The sequence below is a fragment of the Bradyrhizobium sp. CCBAU 25360 genome, from assembly GCF_028128695.1.
Classification (GTDB): domain Bacteria; phylum Pseudomonadota; class Alphaproteobacteria; order Rhizobiales; family Xanthobacteraceae; genus Bradyrhizobium; species Bradyrhizobium ottawaense.
This window is the reverse complement of sequence record NZ_LBJA01000041.1, coordinates 349,833-366,085: the sequence shown is the minus strand read 5'-3', so window position 1 is coordinate 366,085 and position 16,253 is coordinate 349,833. Positions and strand designations below refer to the sequence as shown.

The 16,253-nt window shown below is 64.8% G+C and carries 16 protein-coding genes; 10 read left to right on the top strand and 6 right to left on the bottom strand.

Features of this window, described 5'->3' with window-relative positions; translation table 11 throughout:
• Positions 1-79: 79 nt before the first annotated feature.
• Complete coding sequence (locus XH81_RS23360; protein ID WP_028140036.1) at positions 80-1,576, bottom strand: aldehyde dehydrogenase family protein; 1,497 nt, start codon at positions 1,574-1,576, stop codon at positions 80-82.
• Positions 1,577-1,757: 181 nt separating this feature from the next.
• Between XH81_RS23360 and XH81_RS23355 the strand changes: the two genes are divergently transcribed.
• Entirely contained in the window at positions 1,758-2,603 is an 846-nt protein-coding gene (locus XH81_RS23355) for an SDR family NAD(P)-dependent oxidoreductase (protein WP_271596379.1), read from the top strand.
• Positions 2,604-2,788: 185 nt separating this feature from the next.
• Here the strand turns inward: XH81_RS23355 and XH81_RS23350 are convergent, their stop codons facing one another.
• From XH81_RS23350 to XH81_RS23340, 3 genes are all read right to left on the bottom strand, one after another.
• Complete coding sequence (locus tag XH81_RS23350) at positions 2,789-2,995, bottom strand: hypothetical protein (RefSeq protein ID WP_008145196.1); 207 nt, start codon at positions 2,993-2,995, stop codon at positions 2,789-2,791.
• Positions 2,996-3,176: 181 nt separating this feature from the next.
• Entirely contained in the window at positions 3,177-3,452 is a 276-nt protein-coding gene (locus tag XH81_RS23345; protein ID WP_014491840.1) for a YiaA/YiaB family inner membrane protein, read from the bottom strand.
• Positions 3,453-3,492: 40 nt separating this feature from the next.
• Positions 3,493-4,188 (bottom strand): PspA/IM30 family protein, encoded by a 696-nt coding sequence (locus tag XH81_RS23340; protein WP_028140034.1) that lies wholly within the window; start codon positions 4,186-4,188, stop codon positions 3,493-3,495.
• Positions 4,189-4,291: 103 nt separating this feature from the next.
• Between XH81_RS23340 and XH81_RS23335 the strand changes: the two genes are divergently transcribed.
• From XH81_RS23335 to XH81_RS23325, 3 genes are all read left to right on the top strand, one after another.
• Positions 4,292-4,900, top strand: coding sequence for a TetR/AcrR family transcriptional regulator (locus XH81_RS23335; RefSeq protein ID WP_028140033.1), 609 nt, complete (start codon positions 4,292-4,294; stop codon positions 4,898-4,900).
• A 170-nt stretch (positions 4,901-5,070) separates the two neighbouring features.
• On the top strand, positions 5,071-6,342 hold the full coding sequence (locus tag XH81_RS23330; RefSeq protein ID WP_028140032.1) for a DUF892 family protein: 1,272 nt from the start codon (positions 5,071-5,073) through the stop codon (positions 6,340-6,342).
• Positions 6,343-6,489: 147 nt separating this feature from the next.
• Positions 6,490-8,112, top strand: a complete 1,623-nt coding sequence (locus XH81_RS23325) for an ABC transporter substrate-binding protein (RefSeq protein WP_028140031.1) — start codon at positions 6,490-6,492, stop codon at positions 8,110-8,112.
• A 97-nt stretch (positions 8,113-8,209) separates the two neighbouring features.
• Here the strand turns inward: XH81_RS23325 and XH81_RS23320 are convergent, their stop codons facing one another.
• Positions 8,210-9,553 (bottom strand): glycoside hydrolase family 3 N-terminal domain-containing protein, encoded by a 1,344-nt coding sequence (locus XH81_RS23320; RefSeq protein WP_028140030.1) that lies wholly within the window; start codon positions 9,551-9,553, stop codon positions 8,210-8,212.
• A gap of 188 nt (positions 9,554-9,741) precedes the next feature.
• Between XH81_RS23320 and XH81_RS23315 the strand changes: the two genes are divergently transcribed.
• The 3 genes from XH81_RS23315 to XH81_RS23305 are packed head-to-tail and all read left to right on the top strand — an operon-like array spanning position 9,742 to position 13,571.
• The gene (locus tag XH81_RS23315) at positions 9,742-11,271 is read left to right on the top strand and encodes a DUF4153 domain-containing protein (protein ID WP_028140029.1); all 1,530 of its coding nucleotides are present in this window, start codon (positions 9,742-9,744) and stop codon (positions 11,269-11,271) included.
• 12 nt (positions 11,272-11,283) lie between these two features.
• Positions 11,284-11,988, top strand: coding sequence for a response regulator transcription factor (locus XH81_RS23310; RefSeq protein WP_028140028.1), 705 nt, complete (start codon positions 11,284-11,286; stop codon positions 11,986-11,988).
• Positions 11,985-13,571, top strand: coding sequence for an ATP-binding protein (locus tag XH81_RS23305; RefSeq protein WP_028140027.1), 1,587 nt, complete (start codon positions 11,985-11,987; stop codon positions 13,569-13,571). The genes XH81_RS23310 and XH81_RS23305 overlap by 4 nt, the downstream gene beginning before the upstream one ends.
• Here XH81_RS23305 and XH81_RS23300 read toward each other — a convergent pair.
• A complete protein-coding gene (locus tag XH81_RS23300) occupies positions 13,568-13,708 on the bottom strand; it encodes a hypothetical protein (protein ID WP_018321489.1) in 141 nt (46 codons plus the stop codon). The two genes, XH81_RS23305 and XH81_RS23300, sit on opposite strands and share 4 nt — an antisense overlap.
• A gap of 79 nt (positions 13,709-13,787) precedes the next feature.
• Here XH81_RS23300 and XH81_RS23295 point away from each other — a divergent pair, with 79 nt between their 5' ends.
• The 3 genes from XH81_RS23295 (at position 13,788) to XH81_RS23285 (ending at position 16,155) form a co-directional block, all read left to right on the top strand.
• Entirely contained in the window at positions 13,788-14,357 is a 570-nt protein-coding gene (locus tag XH81_RS23295) for an alpha-ketoglutarate-dependent dioxygenase AlkB (RefSeq protein ID WP_028140026.1), read from the top strand.
• Between the two features lie 204 nt (positions 14,358-14,561).
• Positions 14,562-14,966: a DUF3606 domain-containing protein gene (locus XH81_RS23290; RefSeq protein WP_271596378.1), complete on the top strand. Its 405-nt coding sequence runs from the start codon at positions 14,562-14,564 to the stop codon at positions 14,964-14,966.
• Between the two features lie 259 nt (positions 14,967-15,225).
• Complete coding sequence (locus XH81_RS23285; RefSeq protein ID WP_028140024.1) at positions 15,226-16,155, top strand: alpha/beta hydrolase; 930 nt, start codon at positions 15,226-15,228, stop codon at positions 16,153-16,155.
• Positions 16,156-16,253 lie beyond the last annotated feature (98 nt).

The following is a 16,253-nucleotide window of genomic DNA, read 5'->3' as shown; positions in this document are numbered from 1 at the left end:
CGAGGGGCGGCACCCGGAAAAGGCGCCGCCCCCATAAAAGCAGATATTCCCTTCCGCGGAAGGCGGGAGAGAACAAGTGCTAGGCCGTCTTGATCCAGACGGACTTCACGTTGAGATATTCCTCGACATGCTGCTTGCCGGACTCGCGGCCATAGCCGCTCATCTTGTAGCCGCCGAAGGGCACGGCCGGGTCCATCGCCTGGTAGCAGTTCACCCAGACCGAGCCGGCGCGCAGCGACTTTGCAACCGCATGCGCCTTGCTGACGTCGCGCGTCCACAGGCCCGAGCCGAGGCCGAAGGTGGTGTTGTTGGCGCGCTTGACCAGCTCGTCCATGTCCTTGAATGCGATCGCGGAGATGACGGGGCCAAAAATCTCCTCCTGCGCGATGCGCATGTTGTCCTGAACGCCCGCGAACACGGTCGGCGAGACGAAGAAGCCCTTCGACAGCGCGCCCTCGGTGACGCGGCCGCCGCCGGCGAGCGCCCTCGCGCCTTCCTTCTGGCCAATGTCGAGATAGCCGGTGACGCGCTCGAGCTGCTGCTCTGACACCAGCGGGCCGATCTGCACATTGGGATCGAGACCGTTGCCGACCTGCAGCTTCTTGCCGAACTCGGCGACGCGGCCGACGAACTCCTCGTAGATCGACTGCTCGACGAACAGGCGCGTGCCGGCGCTGCAGATCTGGCCCGAATTTGCGAACACCGCCATCGCCGCGCCGGGCACTGCGGCGTCGAGATCGGCGTCCGCGAACACGATGTCCGGCGACTTGCCGCCGAGCTCGAGCGAGACACGCTTGAGGTTGCCGGCGGAGGCGCGGATGATCGACTGACCCGTGACGTGCGAGCCGGTGAAGGCGACCTTGTCGACGTCATGATGCGAGGCGAGCGCGGCGCCCGCGGTCTCGCCGTAGCCGGGCACGACGTTGATGACGCCGGGGGGAATGCCCGCCTCCATCGCCAGCTCGGCGATGCGCAGCGAGGTCAGCGGCGCCTCTTCGGCGGGCTTGAGCACCACGGTGCAGCCGGTCGCGATCGCCGGGCCGATCTTCCAGATCGTCGCGGTGAGCGGGCCGTTCCAGGGAATGATGGCGCCGACGACGCCGATCGGCTCCTTCAGCGTGTAGGAGAAAATCTCGCCGGGCAGCGAGTTCTCGATGGTCTCGCCGTGGATCGCCGTGGTCTGACCGGCGTAATAACGCAGCATGCCGACGGCGCGCAGGCGATAGGCGCGGGTGCGACTGAGAGGCGCACCCATGTCGAGGGTGTCGAGCTGCGACAATTCGTCGAAATTCTTCTCGACGAGGTCGGCAAGCTTGAGCAGCAGATTCTGCCGCTCGAACGGTTTCACCTTGCTCCAGGGCCCCTCGAAGGCGCGGCGGGCGGCGGCAACCGCACGATCGATGTCTTCCTTGTCGCCCTCGGCGACGGTTGCGAGCAATTCGCCGGTGGCAGGATTATGAGTCTCGAAGCGCTTGCCTGAGGCTGCATCAACCCACTTCCCGTCGATCAGCATCTGCTTGTAGGACCCATTCGCGAACGGATGGCGCGTGATCGGAATAGCCTGCGACACAGCCATGGCTGCACTCCCTGTCAGGTAATTGATTGGTTCGATCTGGGCGGGATCGTTGGAGTGGAGGATACAGCCGTGCCGGATAGGCGTAAAGGCAGCGCTGAACGAAGACCTCCCATGCCAACTTGTGCAGGGTCGGACTGCTGCCATGTTATAGCTCGATGAAGAGGCTCCCCGGAGATGATCCATGCCCCATCCCGCCATCGTCAAAGACAATGTCGCCGTGATTACAGGTGGCGCATCCGGAATCGGATTTGCCGCCGCCGCGGCCTTCGCGCGCGCGGGCATGAAGGTGTGTATCGCGGACGCGGACCGCGAACGTCTGGCGGACGCCGCAACAAGACTCTCATCCGTCACGTCTGCCACAAACGTGATGACCTTCGCCGTCGATGTCAGCAGCGCGGAGAGCGTGAGGGAACTGGAACGCGCCGTGGCCGCGCAGTTCGGCGGAACGGACCTGCTCATGAACAATGCCGGCATCCAGCCGGGCAGCACGCTGTTCGGCGAACCCGACAATTGGCAGCGCGTCATCGCCGTCAACATGTGGGGCATCATCAACGGCTCGCGCATCTTCGCACCCAACATGATCGCACGCGGCAGGTGCGGCCTCATCATCAACACGGGCTCGAAGCAGGGCATCACCACGCCGCCGGGCGATCCCGCCTACAATGTCTCCAAGGCCGGCGTGAAGGCATTTACCGAAGCGCTCCAGCACGAACTGCGCAACACGAGAGACTGTCGCGTCACGGCACATTTGCTGATCCCCGGCTTCGTCTTCACGGGCCTCACCGCGAAAGGACGCACCGAGAAGCCGGCCGGCGCCTGGACGCCGGAGCAGACGGTCGATTTCATGCTGGCGCGGCTGGAGGTGGGCGATTTCTACATCCTGTGCCCGGACAACGACGTGCCGCGCGCGCTCGACGAGAAGCGCATGCAATGGGCCGCCGGCGACATCGTCGAGAACCGGCCGCCGCTGTCGCGCTGGCACCCGGATTACGCGGATGCGTTCACGAGGTTCGTGGAGGGGAAGTAACTGTCAGACCCTCATGGTGAGGAGCGCGCCCTTGCGCGCGAGGCGGACGATGCTGCGCATCGCCGCGAGAACCATGCAGGCCCGGCTGCAGCAGCCCGGCCTCGATCCTTCGAGACGCCGCTTCAGCGGGCTCCTCTGGATGAGGGGTTGGAGTGTTCGCGGCGCGGCAAGTTCGTGCAACTGCCCTACAGCGTCTCTTGCTGGTGCCCGCAATTCTTGCAAGCGAACTTGACCCGGGTCTGGCCTTTCTCCGCCTGGACCCGGTTCGGCGCGCCGCACTTGCCGCAGACGGCCTCGATGCGGGTCGCGCCCTGCTTGACGACGATGGTCTTCTTTTCCATCGATTCGCGGATCAGGCGCTCGGCCTCCTCACGCAGCGATTGTTTCGACAAAGCTCGTCTCCGCCTCTGGAAAGCGCGAGAGCCATATCGCACCTGCGTTCGAAGTACAATGCGAGATGCGGACCGCGAGGCACGATCAAGACCTCATTCCGGGTGGCCCCGGACGCCAGAGCCGCGACGCGTCGCTCCGCGGCTCTCTTGCTCGTCGTCCGATTGGCGCAAGGCACATTTTTCAAGCCGCCTTGGAAACCTCCATCAGCAAACGCTCGGCCTTGGCATCCTCGATGCGGTTCACCAGCCGGCTGCTCTCGTGATTGTCGCGCACGGTCTTGGTCAGGGTGATGCAGGTCTGGATCAGCATGACGATGCCCATGGTGAGATAGCCCTTCATCCAGAGGTCGATCGGCAGGAAGAAGATGCCAATGGCGACGAGAAATGCGGAGGCTGCGAAGGACGCGTAGGTGAAGGTCACCCAGGCGCTGCTATGGGGTTGGCCGTTCTGGTTCATGACGGTCTCCTGTTGGTTCGAATGATGATGGGGTTGGGGATCAGGCAGTCGGCGCGCGCTTGGACTTCAACCGGACCAGCACGTCGTCCGCAGTCGTCTTCAACCGTGGGCCAAAACCCTGCTCGGCTAATCTCTCGGCGGTGGCGAGCGGACCGGTGGCCGCGTCGAGCTCGACCAGCGCATCATCGGCGGCCTGGGTTTCCATCTGCCGTTCGCGCAGGCGCCGCAGGGTGCTCTCCGCCTCCGGCAGCGTGGATTCGTAAGGGCGTGCCGCCTCGATGCCGCTGCGCCGAAGCGAGCGTACCGCCTCCGAGGCTCGGGCGACGCGGCGACCGCGATCGAGCTCGGTGATGCGGGCCTGCGCGGTCGCGACGTGCCGCTTCAACCGGGCGATCTCGGTCGCGAACAAGGCGCGGGCCGTCATTGCCGCATCGCGGTCGGCCTCCAAGCCTACGATGGCTTCGGCAGCGTCCCTGGCGAGATCCTCGCGGCCGCCGTCGAGCGCCGCAACCACGCGCGCCTCGAGATCGGCAATGCGGGCGATCGTCGCCTCGAGCTTGCGGCCTTCCTGCTGATCCTGCGCGATCGCCAGCGCCAGCGTCCGCTTGCTGCGCTCGACGGCCGCGGCCGCATCGCGCATCTGCTGGTCGAGAATGAGGAGGGCCGTGCGGTCCTCCAGCTCTTCGCCCGCGGCGGCCACGCTGCCGCGGAAAAGTGTCACGACGGTCTTGAACATCTGTTGCTCCCTGTTATGAGCGTTGCTCACAGATACTTTGTAGCAACAACCTTGAACATTGTTCAAGAGAATTTTGAGCAACGCTCAAGAATTTGACCGATGCATGTCTAAGGCCTTGGAACGTCGAGAGAAACTTCGATCCGCGCTCATTCAGGCGGCGGAACGGATGATCGCGGACCGTGGATTGTCAGGGCTGAAAACTCGCGATCTCGCCCGCGAGATCGGCTGCGCCAATGGTGCGGTCTATAATCTCGTGGCCGATATGGATGAGCTGATCCTGCGTGTGGGGTCGCGCACGTTGCTCCGGCTCGACGAGGCGCTGAGCGTGGCGGAAGGCGCGGGCGCCCCCTCGCCGCAGGAGACCCTGGTCCGCATCGCCATCGCCTATTGCGATTTCGCGGCGGAAAATCTCCAGCTCTGGCGCGCGCTGTTCGAGCACCGCATGGAGGCCGACAAGGTCGTCCCCGACTGGTCCGTCGACGACCAGATGCGGCTGTTCCGCCACATCTACAAGCCGCTGGCCGCGCTGTTTCCAAAGCGCGGCCCGGAGGAGCTCGGCATCACCGCACGCAGCCTGTTCTCGGCGGTCCATGGCATGGTGGCGCTGGGGTTGGAGCAGAAGCTGGTCGCCGTGCCGCTGCCGGCGCTGCGCAAGGAAATCGCTGGCCTCGTGCGCGCGATGATTGACGGACTGATCGCGCGGGCAGCATAGGGCCGCGCAGCAGCGGGACCGTAGAGATCTCGCCGGCACCAACGAACGTGCATATGCGCTCCGCTTCACTCCTTCGCGCAGCACCGGATCTGAATCTCGGCGAGAGCTAGGAACGAACATTCCGAGGGTCGGTTGACGCGCATAGTTTCCCTCAGAGCGCGAGCCTTCCCATGTATCACCACGTCAAGAAACTGATGTTCACCGTGCGTGTCGACGAACCCGATCCCCGCTTCGGCAATATGCTGCTGGAGCAGTTCGGCGGCGCCAACGGGGAACTCGCGGCCGCGATGCAATATTCGATTCAAGGTTTGAATTGCGAGGACCCCGACCGCAAGGATCTCCTGATGGATATCGGCACCGAGGAGCTCAGCCATCTCGAAGTCGTCGGCTGTCTCGCGCGAATGCATCTTGCGCCTTCGAAGAATGACCGCCAGGCGGCGGAAGCCGATCCGCTGATTGCGATCGCCGGCGGCGGCGGTGTCAACCTGTTCAATTCGCAAGGCAATCCCTGGACCGCCGACTATCTCAAGATCACCGGCGAGCTCGACGTCGATCTCCGCAGCAACATCGCCGCCGAGGCGCGCGCCAAGATCGTCTATGAACGGCTGATCAATTTCTGCGACGACGCCGGCAGCAAGGACGCGCTCCAGTTCCTGATGACGCGGGAGATCACTCATATGAAGGCGTTCGCGCGAGCGCTCGAAAGCCTGTCGAAGCCGGCCTTCAGCGTCGGCAGGCTCGCGCCGACGCCCGGCCTCGTGAACCAGTACTTCAACGACTCCACCGGCAGCGGTGACCACGGCGAAATCGACACCCGCGGTCCCTGGAACGAGGGCGAGGATTGGGTGTTCACGGAATCGCCTGCGCTGCAGTCCGCCGATCCCGGCGCCGGCACGCCGATCGTCACGGAAAGCTCACCGCCCGTCGACGAAGCCGGCCTGACCGATCTCCTGCTCCATGAACTGCGCGACATTCTCCATGCCGAGAAGCAGTTGACCAAGGCGCTTCCCAAGATGGCGCAGGCCGCCCGCTTCGACCAGCTGCGGGAATTATTCGAGCAGCATCTGACCGAGACCGAGAATCAGATCGAGCGCATCAACGAGTGCTTCGAGCTGCTCGGCGAGAACGCACGCGCCAAGCCCTGCAAGGGCATGATGGGCCTCATCGAGGAAGGCCAGGAGGTCATGAAGGAAGGCGAAGAAAAGGAGGACGCGGCCGCCGACCTCGCACTGATTTCTGCGGCTCAACGCGTCGAACATTACGAGATGTCCGGCTACACCACCGCGCGCAACCTGGCGCAGCAGCTCCGGCATAGCGCAGTGGTCGCCCTGCTCTCCAAATCCCTCGCCGAAGAAGAAAACGCCGATCTCCTGCTCAATCAGGTCGCGCGATCGCTGATGTCGGTTGCGAAGATGCCTGCCGCACTGGAGCAGGCCGAATAGGAAGCGCCTGGCGCGCGCAGACGCACCGAATGAAACCGCCTCGCGCCGTCGCGCGGGGCGGCCGGCCCCGGACACGGTACGATCATTCGTGCCGGTGGCACACACCTTGCCTCTCGATGCCGGACAATTGCCGGACAGGAGGCACCCATGAGCAGTTCACCCTTCCATATGAGCCGCCGCAGCGTGCTGCTCGGCGGCGTGGGTGCCGCCGGCATCAGTGCCGTCGCCCCTCCCTTCGCCTGGGCGCAGGGCCGGAGCGAAACGCTGCTGGTGGTGCAGGAGCTGGGTCCGAACTCGCTGGACATGCAGGGCGTCGGCTCCAACCAGACCGTGAACGGGCTATCGTGGAATTGCTACGACCGCCTGCTCTCCTACGCCTCCAAGACGCTGCCGGACGGAACGCTGTCGTATGATCGCGAGAGGCTCGCGCCCGAACTCGCCGAGAGCTGGGAGGTCGCGGCCGACGGCATGTCCTGCACCTTCCGCCTCCGAAAAGATGCGAAGTTCCACGACGGGTCGCCGGTCACGGCCAAGGACGTCAAATGGTCGTTCGACCGCGCGGTGAAGGTCGGCGGCTTTCCGACCTTCCAGATGTCCGCGGGATCGCTGGAAAAGCCCGAGCAGTTCGTGGTCGTCGACGATCACACCTTCCGCATCGACTATGTCCGCAAGGACAAGATGCTGCTGTTCAACGTCGCCGTCGTGGTGCCGTTCATCATCAATTCCGAGCTGGCGAAGAAAAATGCGACGGCCGAAGACCCGTGGGCGCTGGCGTGGCTGAAGAACAACGAGGCCGGCGGCGGCGCCTACAGGATCGAGAGCTGGAAGCCCGGCAGCGAGACCGTGCTGGCACGCTTCGACGACTGGAAGAGCGGACCGTTGCCGAAGATCAGGCGCGTGATCGCACGCGACGTCCCCTCCGGCGGGACCCGCCGCGCCATGCTGGAGCGAGGCGATGCGGACTTGTCGAGCGGCTTTGCGCCGCGGGATTTCGACCAGCTCATCAGGGAAGGCAAGGTCAAGGTGTCGGGCGTGCCGATCCCCAATGCGCTCTGGTACGTTGCTCTGAACACCGCAAAGCCGCCGTTCGACAACGTCAAGCTGCGCCAGGCCATCGCCTGGGCGATGCCATATGAGCAGATCCAGAGCAGCGCGTTCTTCGGCCGTGCCGTTCCCATGTACGGCGGCGCCGCCGACATTTCAAAGCCGGTCTGGCCGCAGCCGTTTCCCTATGTCACCGATCTCGAAAAGGCCAAGGCGTTGATGAAGGAAGCCGGCTTCGCCTCCGGCGTGGAGACGACCTTGTCACTCGACACAGGCACCGCGACCGTCGGCGAACCGACGGCGATCCTTATCCAGGAGAGCCTCGCCAAGATCGGCATCAAGGCGGCAATCGAAAAGATCCCCGGCGCGAACTGGCGGACGACGCTGAACAAGAAGGAGCTGCCGCTCGCGCTCAACCGCTTCAGCGGCTGGCTGGATTATCCCGAATATTACTTCTACTGGAATTTCCACGGCAACAACTCGATCTTCAACATCTCCTCCTACCAGAACAAGGAGATGGACGTGCTCATCGACAAGGCCCGCTTCACCGCTGATACGGCCGAGTACGACCAGGCCGTGAAGGATTTCATTGCGCTCTGCATCCGCGACGTCCCGGTCGTTCCGCTCAACCAGCCGATCCACGACGTCGCCATGCAGAAGGCCGTCACCGGCTACGAATTCTGGTTTCACCGGGAGCCGGACTACCGTCAGTATGCGAAAGGCTAAACCGCGATACGATCAGGACGAATCGTCATCGCGCTTTGGCTTTTTGTTTAAGCATGATCTTTTCGGAAAACCGCTGCGCACTTTTCCGGATCATGCTTTAGTCCTGACGGGCGAGGCTGATCGCGCCAGAACCCCCTCGGGCCTGCTCGATCGGAAATCCTCTTTCCAGACGCGTCGCGCTTGCGCGCAGCATCGCCGCATCGAGCCTGCCGTGCCGCAACCCGTCCAGAGCGCAGGCGAAGACGCGATAGAACTGCGCGCCGTCATAGGCGACCAGCAGCAGGTCGACGCCGGCATTGATCGCCTCGACCACGGCCTTGCAGACGTCGTTCTGGTAGATCGCACCCATCACGAGGTCGTCGGTCATCACCATGCCCTGGTAGCCCCATTTGTCCCGGAGAATGCCATCGACGACGCGCTTGGAATGCGAGGCGGCGCGGTCGGGATCGACCGCGGTCAGCGTGACATGCCCGACCATCAGCGCGCTGCGCGAATGCGACAGCACCTCGCGGAACGGAAGCCAGTCGGAGGCTTCCAATTCCCCGACTGGCGTATCGAGATTGGCGCTGAAATGATGCATGTCGGTGCGGACGCGGCCGATGCCCGGAAAATGCTTGAGCGTGGCACCGACGCCGGATTCTTCCAGCCCGCGGACATAAGCGCTTGCGATCGTGCCGACGACAGCAGGAGCGGTTGCAATTGCGCGCTGGCCGATCAGCGTGTGGAAATCGAGACGGTTGCGCCTCGCCGGCGGCTTGAGGTCGAGCACCGGCGCGAGATTGAGGTTGACGCCAAGCGCGCCGAGCTCGTGTCCGTGGATGCGGCCGAATTCTTCCGCTTTGGCCTGCTGGTCGTCGGGAGCCAGCCCGGTGAGCGTCGCCAGCGCCGGCACCTTGGTGAGCGGCGGGGCAAGGTGCCCGACGATGCCGCCTTCCTGGTCGGCGGCCACGACCAGCGGCGGCAGGCCCGCCGCGCGCCTGATATCCTGAAGCGCCGAGATTTCGGCACGTAGCGCCGCAATCGTCCGGCCCCGGATGTTGTGCCGGGTCACATAGACGCCGCCGATCAATCCCTGCTCGGCCAGCCGCGCGACCTCGGAATACGAGGAATAGCCGACCATGAAATGAGGCCCGAGCTGTCGCGCCTCGGCGGCGCTTGCGCCGAGAACGTCGTGCTTGCGCAGCTCGAACTTCAGATGCGCGGCGGACATCAGGAGCGGCGGCAGGCACCAGAGCGTGACGAGCAGCTTGCCCGCGATAGTGCGCCACCGTTCTCCGCGCAGCAGGAGGATGACGATCACAAGGCTTGCGACGACAAGCGCGACGTTTCCGGCGCCCCGGAGCGCGACCAGATAGGGATCGTTCTTGTTCGCGGCCACGAATGCGACCAGGGGTGCGGCAAGCCAGAGCAGAATGAGACCGATACGGCGGAGGAATTGCATGATGCATCACGCGCTGGGAGTGGCGATGCTTCGCACCTATCAAAGCGATTTGCGCTCCGCGAGAGGCAAACGCGTGCCTGCACGAAATCTGCAAAAGACTCCTGAAACCGTGCAGACGATGATCCCGGCTTCTGCACAAGCACCGTTCAGACTTCGTGATGCCACCCATCACGAAAGGTCTTCCGGATATGACGAGCCTGGCTTCGACGATAGCAGCGGACCTCCAGCCGCTCAGGCATTCCTCCATTCCGGCCAAGCTCGGCCTCGCGCTGGTACTGGCCGCACTGGCGGACTGGCTGTTCTATGGCCACCGGATCGGCCTATCGCTGGCCCTCTTTGCCGTCGCGACGGCTTGCGTGTCGGTGCTCTTCAATCACGCGGCCCTGAACCTGCGGCGCGCCCTGATCGGCACAGCCATTCTCATCGCCGGCCTCGCACCGGCCGTCGAGGAGCTCAACGCGCTCTCGTTGCTGATCCTCGGCGCGGCGCTGCTTATCGCCCTGCTGCTTGCGACCAATCCGGAGACGACCGGGCTCGCCGACCGCGTCCGCGCGCTGCGCAACTTCGTCCTGCTCGGGCCCTTCAGGTTCTTCCTCGATGCGCCCCAGGTGTTCAACGCGTCGGCGCTGACCCGCGGCATCGCGCGCTGGCTGCTCCCTGCAGCACTCAGCACGGTCTTCGTCGCGCTGTTCGCCGCGGCCAATCCGGTGATCGAGCAATGGGTGTTTATGCTCAATCCGAAACTCATCCTCCAATATATCAGCATCCCGCGCGTACTTTTCTGGGCCTTGATGCTGGCGCTGGTCTGGCCGTTCATCCATGTGCGCTGGCGGCGCAAGACGATCGTCACCACCGCCGTCGCGGACGGACCTGTGCCGCCGCCGCTCCCGCCTCTGGTCTCGGCGGAGTTTCTTGGTCCCTCCACCATCCTGCGCTCGCTGATCCTGTTCAACCTGCTGTTCGCGGCGCAGTCCATTCTCGACGGCATCTATCTCTGGGGCCATATGGCGCTGCCGGACAATCTGACCTATGCGGGCTATGCGCATCGCGGCGCCTATCCGCTGATCGTAACCGCCCTGCTCGCCGCGGCGTTCGTGCTGGTGGCGATGCGCCCGGGCGGGCCGGCCGAGAAATCGTCGGTGATCCGGCCGCTGGTCTATCTCTGGGTCGGCCAGAACGTCCTTCTCGTCGCCTCCTCCATCCTTCGCCTCGACCTGTATGTCGATATCTACATGCTGACTTACTGGCGGATCGCGGCCTTCATCTGGATGGGGCTGGTGGCGCTCGGATTGCTCCTGATCGTCGCCCGCATCGCGCTCGGCCGGTCCAACGGCTGGCTCGTGGGCGTCAATCTGACCGCGCTCGCGATCGTGCTGTATGGCTGCGCGCTGGTGAACTTCGACGCCTTCATTGCCGACTATAATGTGGCGCACAGCAAGGAAGCTTCAGGTAAAGGCGTGCAGCTCGACACCAATTATCTCCTCTCGCTCGGGCCGCAGGCGCTGCCTGCGATCGACAAGGCCATTGAACTCCTGGCGAACGCGAAGGGCAGCGATCTTTCGGCACGAGGCTACTGTCTTGTGTCCCGACGCAACCGCCTTGTAGAACTGCAGCGCCAGGATCTGGCCTGGCGAAGTTGGGGCTTTCGCAGCTGGCGGCTGCAGCGCAGGCTGGACGCGCAGGCGAAAGATCAGTCCGGCAGCCGGCCGGCAGGGTGAGCGGAGACTTTCTTGGCGCATCGCATTCTCATCGTCGACGACGAAGGCCATATCCGCGAGGTCATCCGCGTTGCGCTGAAGAAGGCCGGCATGGACGTGATCGAGGCCCGCGACGGCAAGGAGGCGCTCAGCCGCTTTGCCGCCGACAGGCCCGATCTGATCGTGCTCGACATCGGCATGCCCGAGTTCGACGGCCTCGATGTCTGCCGCGAGATCCGCAAGGCGTCCGACGTGCCGATCCTGTTCCTGTCGGCGCGCGACGAGGAGATCGATCGCATCCTCGGTCTCGAGATCGGCGGCGACGACTACGTGACGAAGCCGTTCAGCCCACGCGAGTTGGTGGCGCGGGTCAACGTCATCCTGCGCCGGCTCAGCCCGCGCAATGGCGAGGCCAAGGCGGGCCCGGCCGCGCTGTCGCAAGGCGGCCTGCTGATCGATCCCGAGCAGCATGTCGCGACCTTCGCCGGCACACCGCTGAAGCTGACCGCGATCGAGTTCGGCATCCTCCGCGCGTTCCTGACCCGGCCAACTTCGGTGTTCAACCGGGAGCAGCTGATGCGGGCGGCCTATCAGCTCAACATCCGGGTCTCCGACCGCACCATCGACAGCCACATCCGCAACATCCGCGCCAAGCTCGCAGTGCTGGCCTGCGACAACGTGATCGAGACCATCCACGGCGTCGGCTTCAAGCTCGGCCGCTGCGAGAAAGCGGCATGAGCGCGGCGCCCGACAAATGGCGGCCCTCGCTCGCCCTCGTGATCTTCACGGTGCTGACCACCGTTGGCGTGCTGCCGCTGGTCGGCCTGTTCTTCTTCCGCCTTTACGACAACCAGCTGATCCGCCAGACCCAGGCCGAGCTGATCGCGCAAAGCCGCGTGCTGGCGACGATCTATGCGCAGGAGGTCACGGCCAGGCTCGACAGCGGCCTGACGCTCGGCGCCGAGGTGCCGCCGAACGTGCTGCCCGACCCCGGCGACCAGGTCACCCCGATCCGCCCCGCGCTCGATCTCACCGCCAACGATCTGCTGCGGCGGCGACCGGATGCGCAGGCCGCGCCTCATCCGGCGCAGGCGGCCTATATCGAGATCGGCGCAAGACTGTCGCCGATCATCCGCGAGACCCAGAAGGTGACGCTGGCGGGCTTTCGTATCCTCGATCCGCAAGGCGTCGTCATCGCCGGGCGGCAGGAGGTCGGCCAATCGCTCGCCCATATCGAGGAGGTCGCCGACGCGCTGCACGGGCAGTATCGGGCCACCTTGCGCAACCGCGTGCCGGACAAGCCGCCGCCCCCGATCTATTCCTTCAGCCGCGGCCTCGGCGTGCACGTGTTCTCGGCAATGCCGGTGATCGTCAACAACCGCGTCGCGGGCGTGATCTACACCACGCGGACGCCGAGCAACATCTTCGACCATCTCTACCAGGAGCGGGCAAAGTTCGTGCTGGCGGGGCTCGCCGTGATCCTCGGCACGATCGCGATCGGCCTCGTGTTCTCGCGCACCATCACCCTGCCGATGCGCGAGCTGATCGACCGCGCCGCGCGGATCGGCCGCGGCGACCGCGAGGCGTTCCAGCCGCTTCGGCATTACGGCACGCGTGAGTTCGCCCAGCTCTCGCACAGCTTCCTCGGCATGGCCGAGCAGCTGGCGCGACGTTCCGACTATATCGCGACGTTCTCGGCCCATCTCACCCACGAGCTGAAATCGCCGCTGACCTCGATCAAGGGCGCGGCCGAGCTGCTGCAGGATTCCTATCAAGGCAGGTCAGACGGACTGACGCCGGCCGAGCAGAAGACATTCATCGCCAACATCCTGTCCGACACTCAGCGGCTGGAAGCGATCGCGCAGCGGCTGCGCGATCTGGCGCGCGCCGAGAGCCTGCCGCAGAACGAGCGCACGGAGCTGGCGCCCGTGATCGCCGACCTCAGGAACAGGTTTCCGGCCAGCTCCATCGAGGCCAGCGGCAGCCTCGACCGCCCCATCGGCATGTCCGGTGAAAAGGCACTGATCGTGCTGTCGCATCTCGCCGACAACGCGATGCGGCACAAGGCTGGGACAATCAGGCTGGAGGCTGTGGACGAACGCACGACCTTGCGTCTGACGGTGAGCAATGACGGCGAGCCGATCTCGGCACCGAACCGCGACAGGATCTTTGATGCGTTCTTCACCACCCGCCGCGACCAGGGGGGCACCGGGATGGGGCTTGCGATCGCGCGCGCGGTGATGGCGAGCCATGGCGGCTCGATCAGGCTCAAGCCGACCGACGAGGGCGCGGCCTTCGAGCTGCAATTCCCTGCGGTCTAGATCGCGAACACCCAGGCGGCGACGATGGTGCCGATGGTGACGAGACCAGCGATGGTCCAACCGGCGGCATATTCCAGCTCAGGATGACCGGTCGCCCGCATGATCTCTGCCGGATCGGCGGTATGTTTGTGTGCCATGACAGCCTCGCACGTTTCTTCCCGCGTCATATGTAAGTCGCATCAGCCGCCATTAGGTTCCATCACGGAAATGCGAGGAATGACGCAGCTTGGCTTGTTCGCCGTCCCTGACGAAGGCCCGACCGGCCTTCGCCACATGGACAATTTTATCGAAGCCGCCGTCGAGCAGGCCTTGATCGGCCGCATCGCAGCATTGCCGCTCGAGCGTTTCCAGTTCGGGGCGTTCGAGGGCAACCGCCGGGTGGCGTCGTTCGGCTATCGCTATGACTACACGCTGCAGCGGCTGGCCGAGGCGGAGCCGATTCCGGACTGGCTGTTGCCCGTCGCGCGTCAGGCCGAGGCCTGGGCGAAGCTGCCGGAGGCCAGCGTCCGGCAGGTGCTCTGCACCGAGTATGAGGCCGGCGTCGGCATCGGCTGGCACCGCGACAAGCCGCACTTCGACAAGATCCTCGGCCTGTCGCTCGGCTCGGCCTGCAACTTCCGCTTCCGCCGCCGCAGCGGCGACAAATGGCAGCGCCACACGCGCGAGGCCCAGCCGCGCTCGCTGTACATGATGGAAGGCGAGGCGCGCTCGCAATGGGAGCACAGTATCCCGCCGGTCGAGGCGCGCCGTTACTCCATCACGTTCCGGACGATGAAGCGGGCGTAACGCGGCCGGCCAGACAAAAAATGCGAAACAACCCCATGCAAAGTAAAACGCCCGTTCCGCCCGAGGCGCGGCGGCGCCGCACAAGGGTTTGACACATCGGTGCAAAACCGCCGCCTTGCGCAATCACCGCACGGCTTGCGTCTTGCCTTCCGAATCCGGTTGCATGCTAGATTGGCGGCACGCATTCCGCGGCAGGAGGGAAGCATGGCCGACAACAAGGCAAAGCGCGGCGGGGCCGATCGGGCGCTGATTGCGCTCACGGAAAAATATGAAGTCGCCTACTGGTCGAAGAAGTTCAAGGTGACCCCGGCCAAGCTGAAATACGCCGTCAAGAAGGTCGGCCGTTCCGCCAAGAAGGTCGAGGCGTATATCAAGCTCCAGAAGCACCGCGCCTCCGACAAGAGCCGGATCGCGCTGAGCGAGGCCTATGAGGTCCGTTACTGGTCGAAGAGATTCAAGATCACCCCGGCCAAGCTGAAGGCTGCCGTCGCCGCGGCCGGCCATTCTTCCAGGAAGGTCGAGGCCTATCTCGCCGCCCGGAAGACGGCAAAGAAGAAATCGGCCAGGAAGACGACGAAGAAGGCAGCCAGGCGCAAGAGCGCCGCCTGAGACCTCGGAAGCCAGGGATGCGGGGGGCCGCAACCTGTCCTCACATGGGCCACGTCGTCGCCAGTGCGACCGGGGGCCGCTGGCGGCCGGGCGCCAGCCGAAAATCTCGCACACGACGACGGTGGGGCTTTCGGGATGGTCGCCTTGCTGTCGCCGAACAAAGGTGCCGTGAAATCGCCTCAAGGCGGACGAATAAGGCGAATTGAAAAGACAGGCCAAACCGGCGAACCAATATGGGGGGCGCAAAGGCCGGCACCAAATGAAGAATTATCTCGCTTTTTTCCTGTTTCTGACCATCACGACAGCATCCGCGCATGGCCCGTTGCCGGCGCGGCTGACGCCGCCCTCCGACCTCATCCTGACAGGCCTGACCGATTCCGACACCACCGCCGGCGGCACCGCGCGGCTGTGCGAGCAGGTCACCTTCTCGCGGGGCCTGCGCTACGGCGAAAACGAGGCCAATGTGCTCGACGTTGCCGCCAGCACGACCAAGGCGGATACGCCGCGGCCGGTACTGCTGTTCGTGGCCGGCGACAGTTTCACCGGCGACCGCGCCGCGCCCGAGCTGTCGCGCCAGATCCAGGACCAGGTCATGTGCTTTGCCGCCCGCAACGACATGATCGGGGTGCGCGTCAATTATCGCTTGGCACCCGCAGCAACCTGGCCGATGGGAGCGACCGATGTGGCGGCGGCGCTGTCCTGGGTCCACGGCAATATCGACCTGTTCAACGGCGACGCACGCGAGATCGTCGCGGTCGGCTACGGCGCCGGCGCATTCCATGTCGCAACCCTGCTGGCGCATCCCGAGTTCCAGGCCGACCGCGCCGATGTCGCGGCCGTCGTGCTGGTGTCCGGCATCTACCGGGCCGGCAAGGACGCCAGCGACAGCGAGAAGGCCTATCTCGGCGGTGACGCCAGCCAGTACAACGCGCGCTCGGTATTCCCCGGCATCCTCAATGTCGATGTGCCGATCGTGCTGGCCTGGGCCGCGGACGATTCCCCTGGCCTCGTGACGCAGGGCGAGACCTTGAAGAAGACGCTCTGCGGCGCCGGCCACTGTCCGCGCAGCGCGCTGCTGCGCAGTCGCGACGGCATCGCGAGCGCCTTTGGCCTGGATGGCTCCGGCGACAGCCTCGCCGAACCGACCCTGCTGCTGGTGCATCAGCTGGAAGCGCGGGGGCTGCCGTAGCGGCGTGTCAGCACGCCTGCCACTTCGTACGGGCCTGCGCTGTATTGAAGCGGGCTGCCAGGCCACACGATTGCCAAACGCCTGATCTAGATCAACTC

Excerpts from the sequence above, each read along its gene's own strand:
- XH81_RS23360 (WP_028140036.1), bottom strand. The coding sequence starts at position 1,576 with ATGGCTGTGTCGCAGGCTATTCCGATCACGCGCCATCCGTTCGCGAAT.
- XH81_RS23355 (WP_271596379.1), top strand. The coding sequence starts at position 1,758 with ATGCCCCATCCCGCCATCGTCAAAGACAATGTCGCCGTGATTACAGGT.
- XH81_RS23345 (WP_014491840.1), bottom strand. The coding sequence starts at position 3,452 with ATGAACCAGAACGGCCAACCCCATAGCAGCGCCTGGGTGACCTTCACC.
- XH81_RS23340 (WP_028140034.1), bottom strand. The coding sequence starts at position 4,188 with ATGTTCAAGACCGTCGTGACACTTTTCCGCGGCAGCGTGGCCGCCGCG.
- XH81_RS23335 (WP_028140033.1), top strand. The coding sequence starts at position 4,292 with ATGTCTAAGGCCTTGGAACGTCGAGAGAAACTTCGATCCGCGCTCATT.
- XH81_RS23330 (WP_028140032.1), top strand. The coding sequence starts at position 5,071 with ATGTATCACCACGTCAAGAAACTGATGTTCACCGTGCGTGTCGACGAA.
- XH81_RS23325 (WP_028140031.1), top strand. The coding sequence starts at position 6,490 with ATGAGCAGTTCACCCTTCCATATGAGCCGCCGCAGCGTGCTGCTCGGC.
- XH81_RS23320 (WP_028140030.1), bottom strand. The coding sequence starts at position 9,553 with ATGCAATTCCTCCGCCGTATCGGTCTCATTCTGCTCTGGCTTGCCGCA.
- XH81_RS23315 (WP_028140029.1), top strand. The coding sequence starts at position 9,742 with ATGACGAGCCTGGCTTCGACGATAGCAGCGGACCTCCAGCCGCTCAGG.
- XH81_RS23305 (WP_028140027.1), top strand. The coding sequence starts at position 11,985 with ATGAGCGCGGCGCCCGACAAATGGCGGCCCTCGCTCGCCCTCGTGATC.
- XH81_RS23300 (WP_018321489.1), bottom strand. The coding sequence starts at position 13,708 with ATGGCACACAAACATACCGCCGATCCGGCAGAGATCATGCGGGCGACC.
- XH81_RS23295 (WP_028140026.1), top strand. The coding sequence starts at position 13,788 with ATGACGCAGCTTGGCTTGTTCGCCGTCCCTGACGAAGGCCCGACCGGC.
- XH81_RS23290 (WP_271596378.1), top strand. The coding sequence starts at position 14,562 with ATGGCCGACAACAAGGCAAAGCGCGGCGGGGCCGATCGGGCGCTGATT.
- XH81_RS23285 (WP_028140024.1), top strand. The coding sequence starts at position 15,226 with ATGAAGAATTATCTCGCTTTTTTCCTGTTTCTGACCATCACGACAGCA.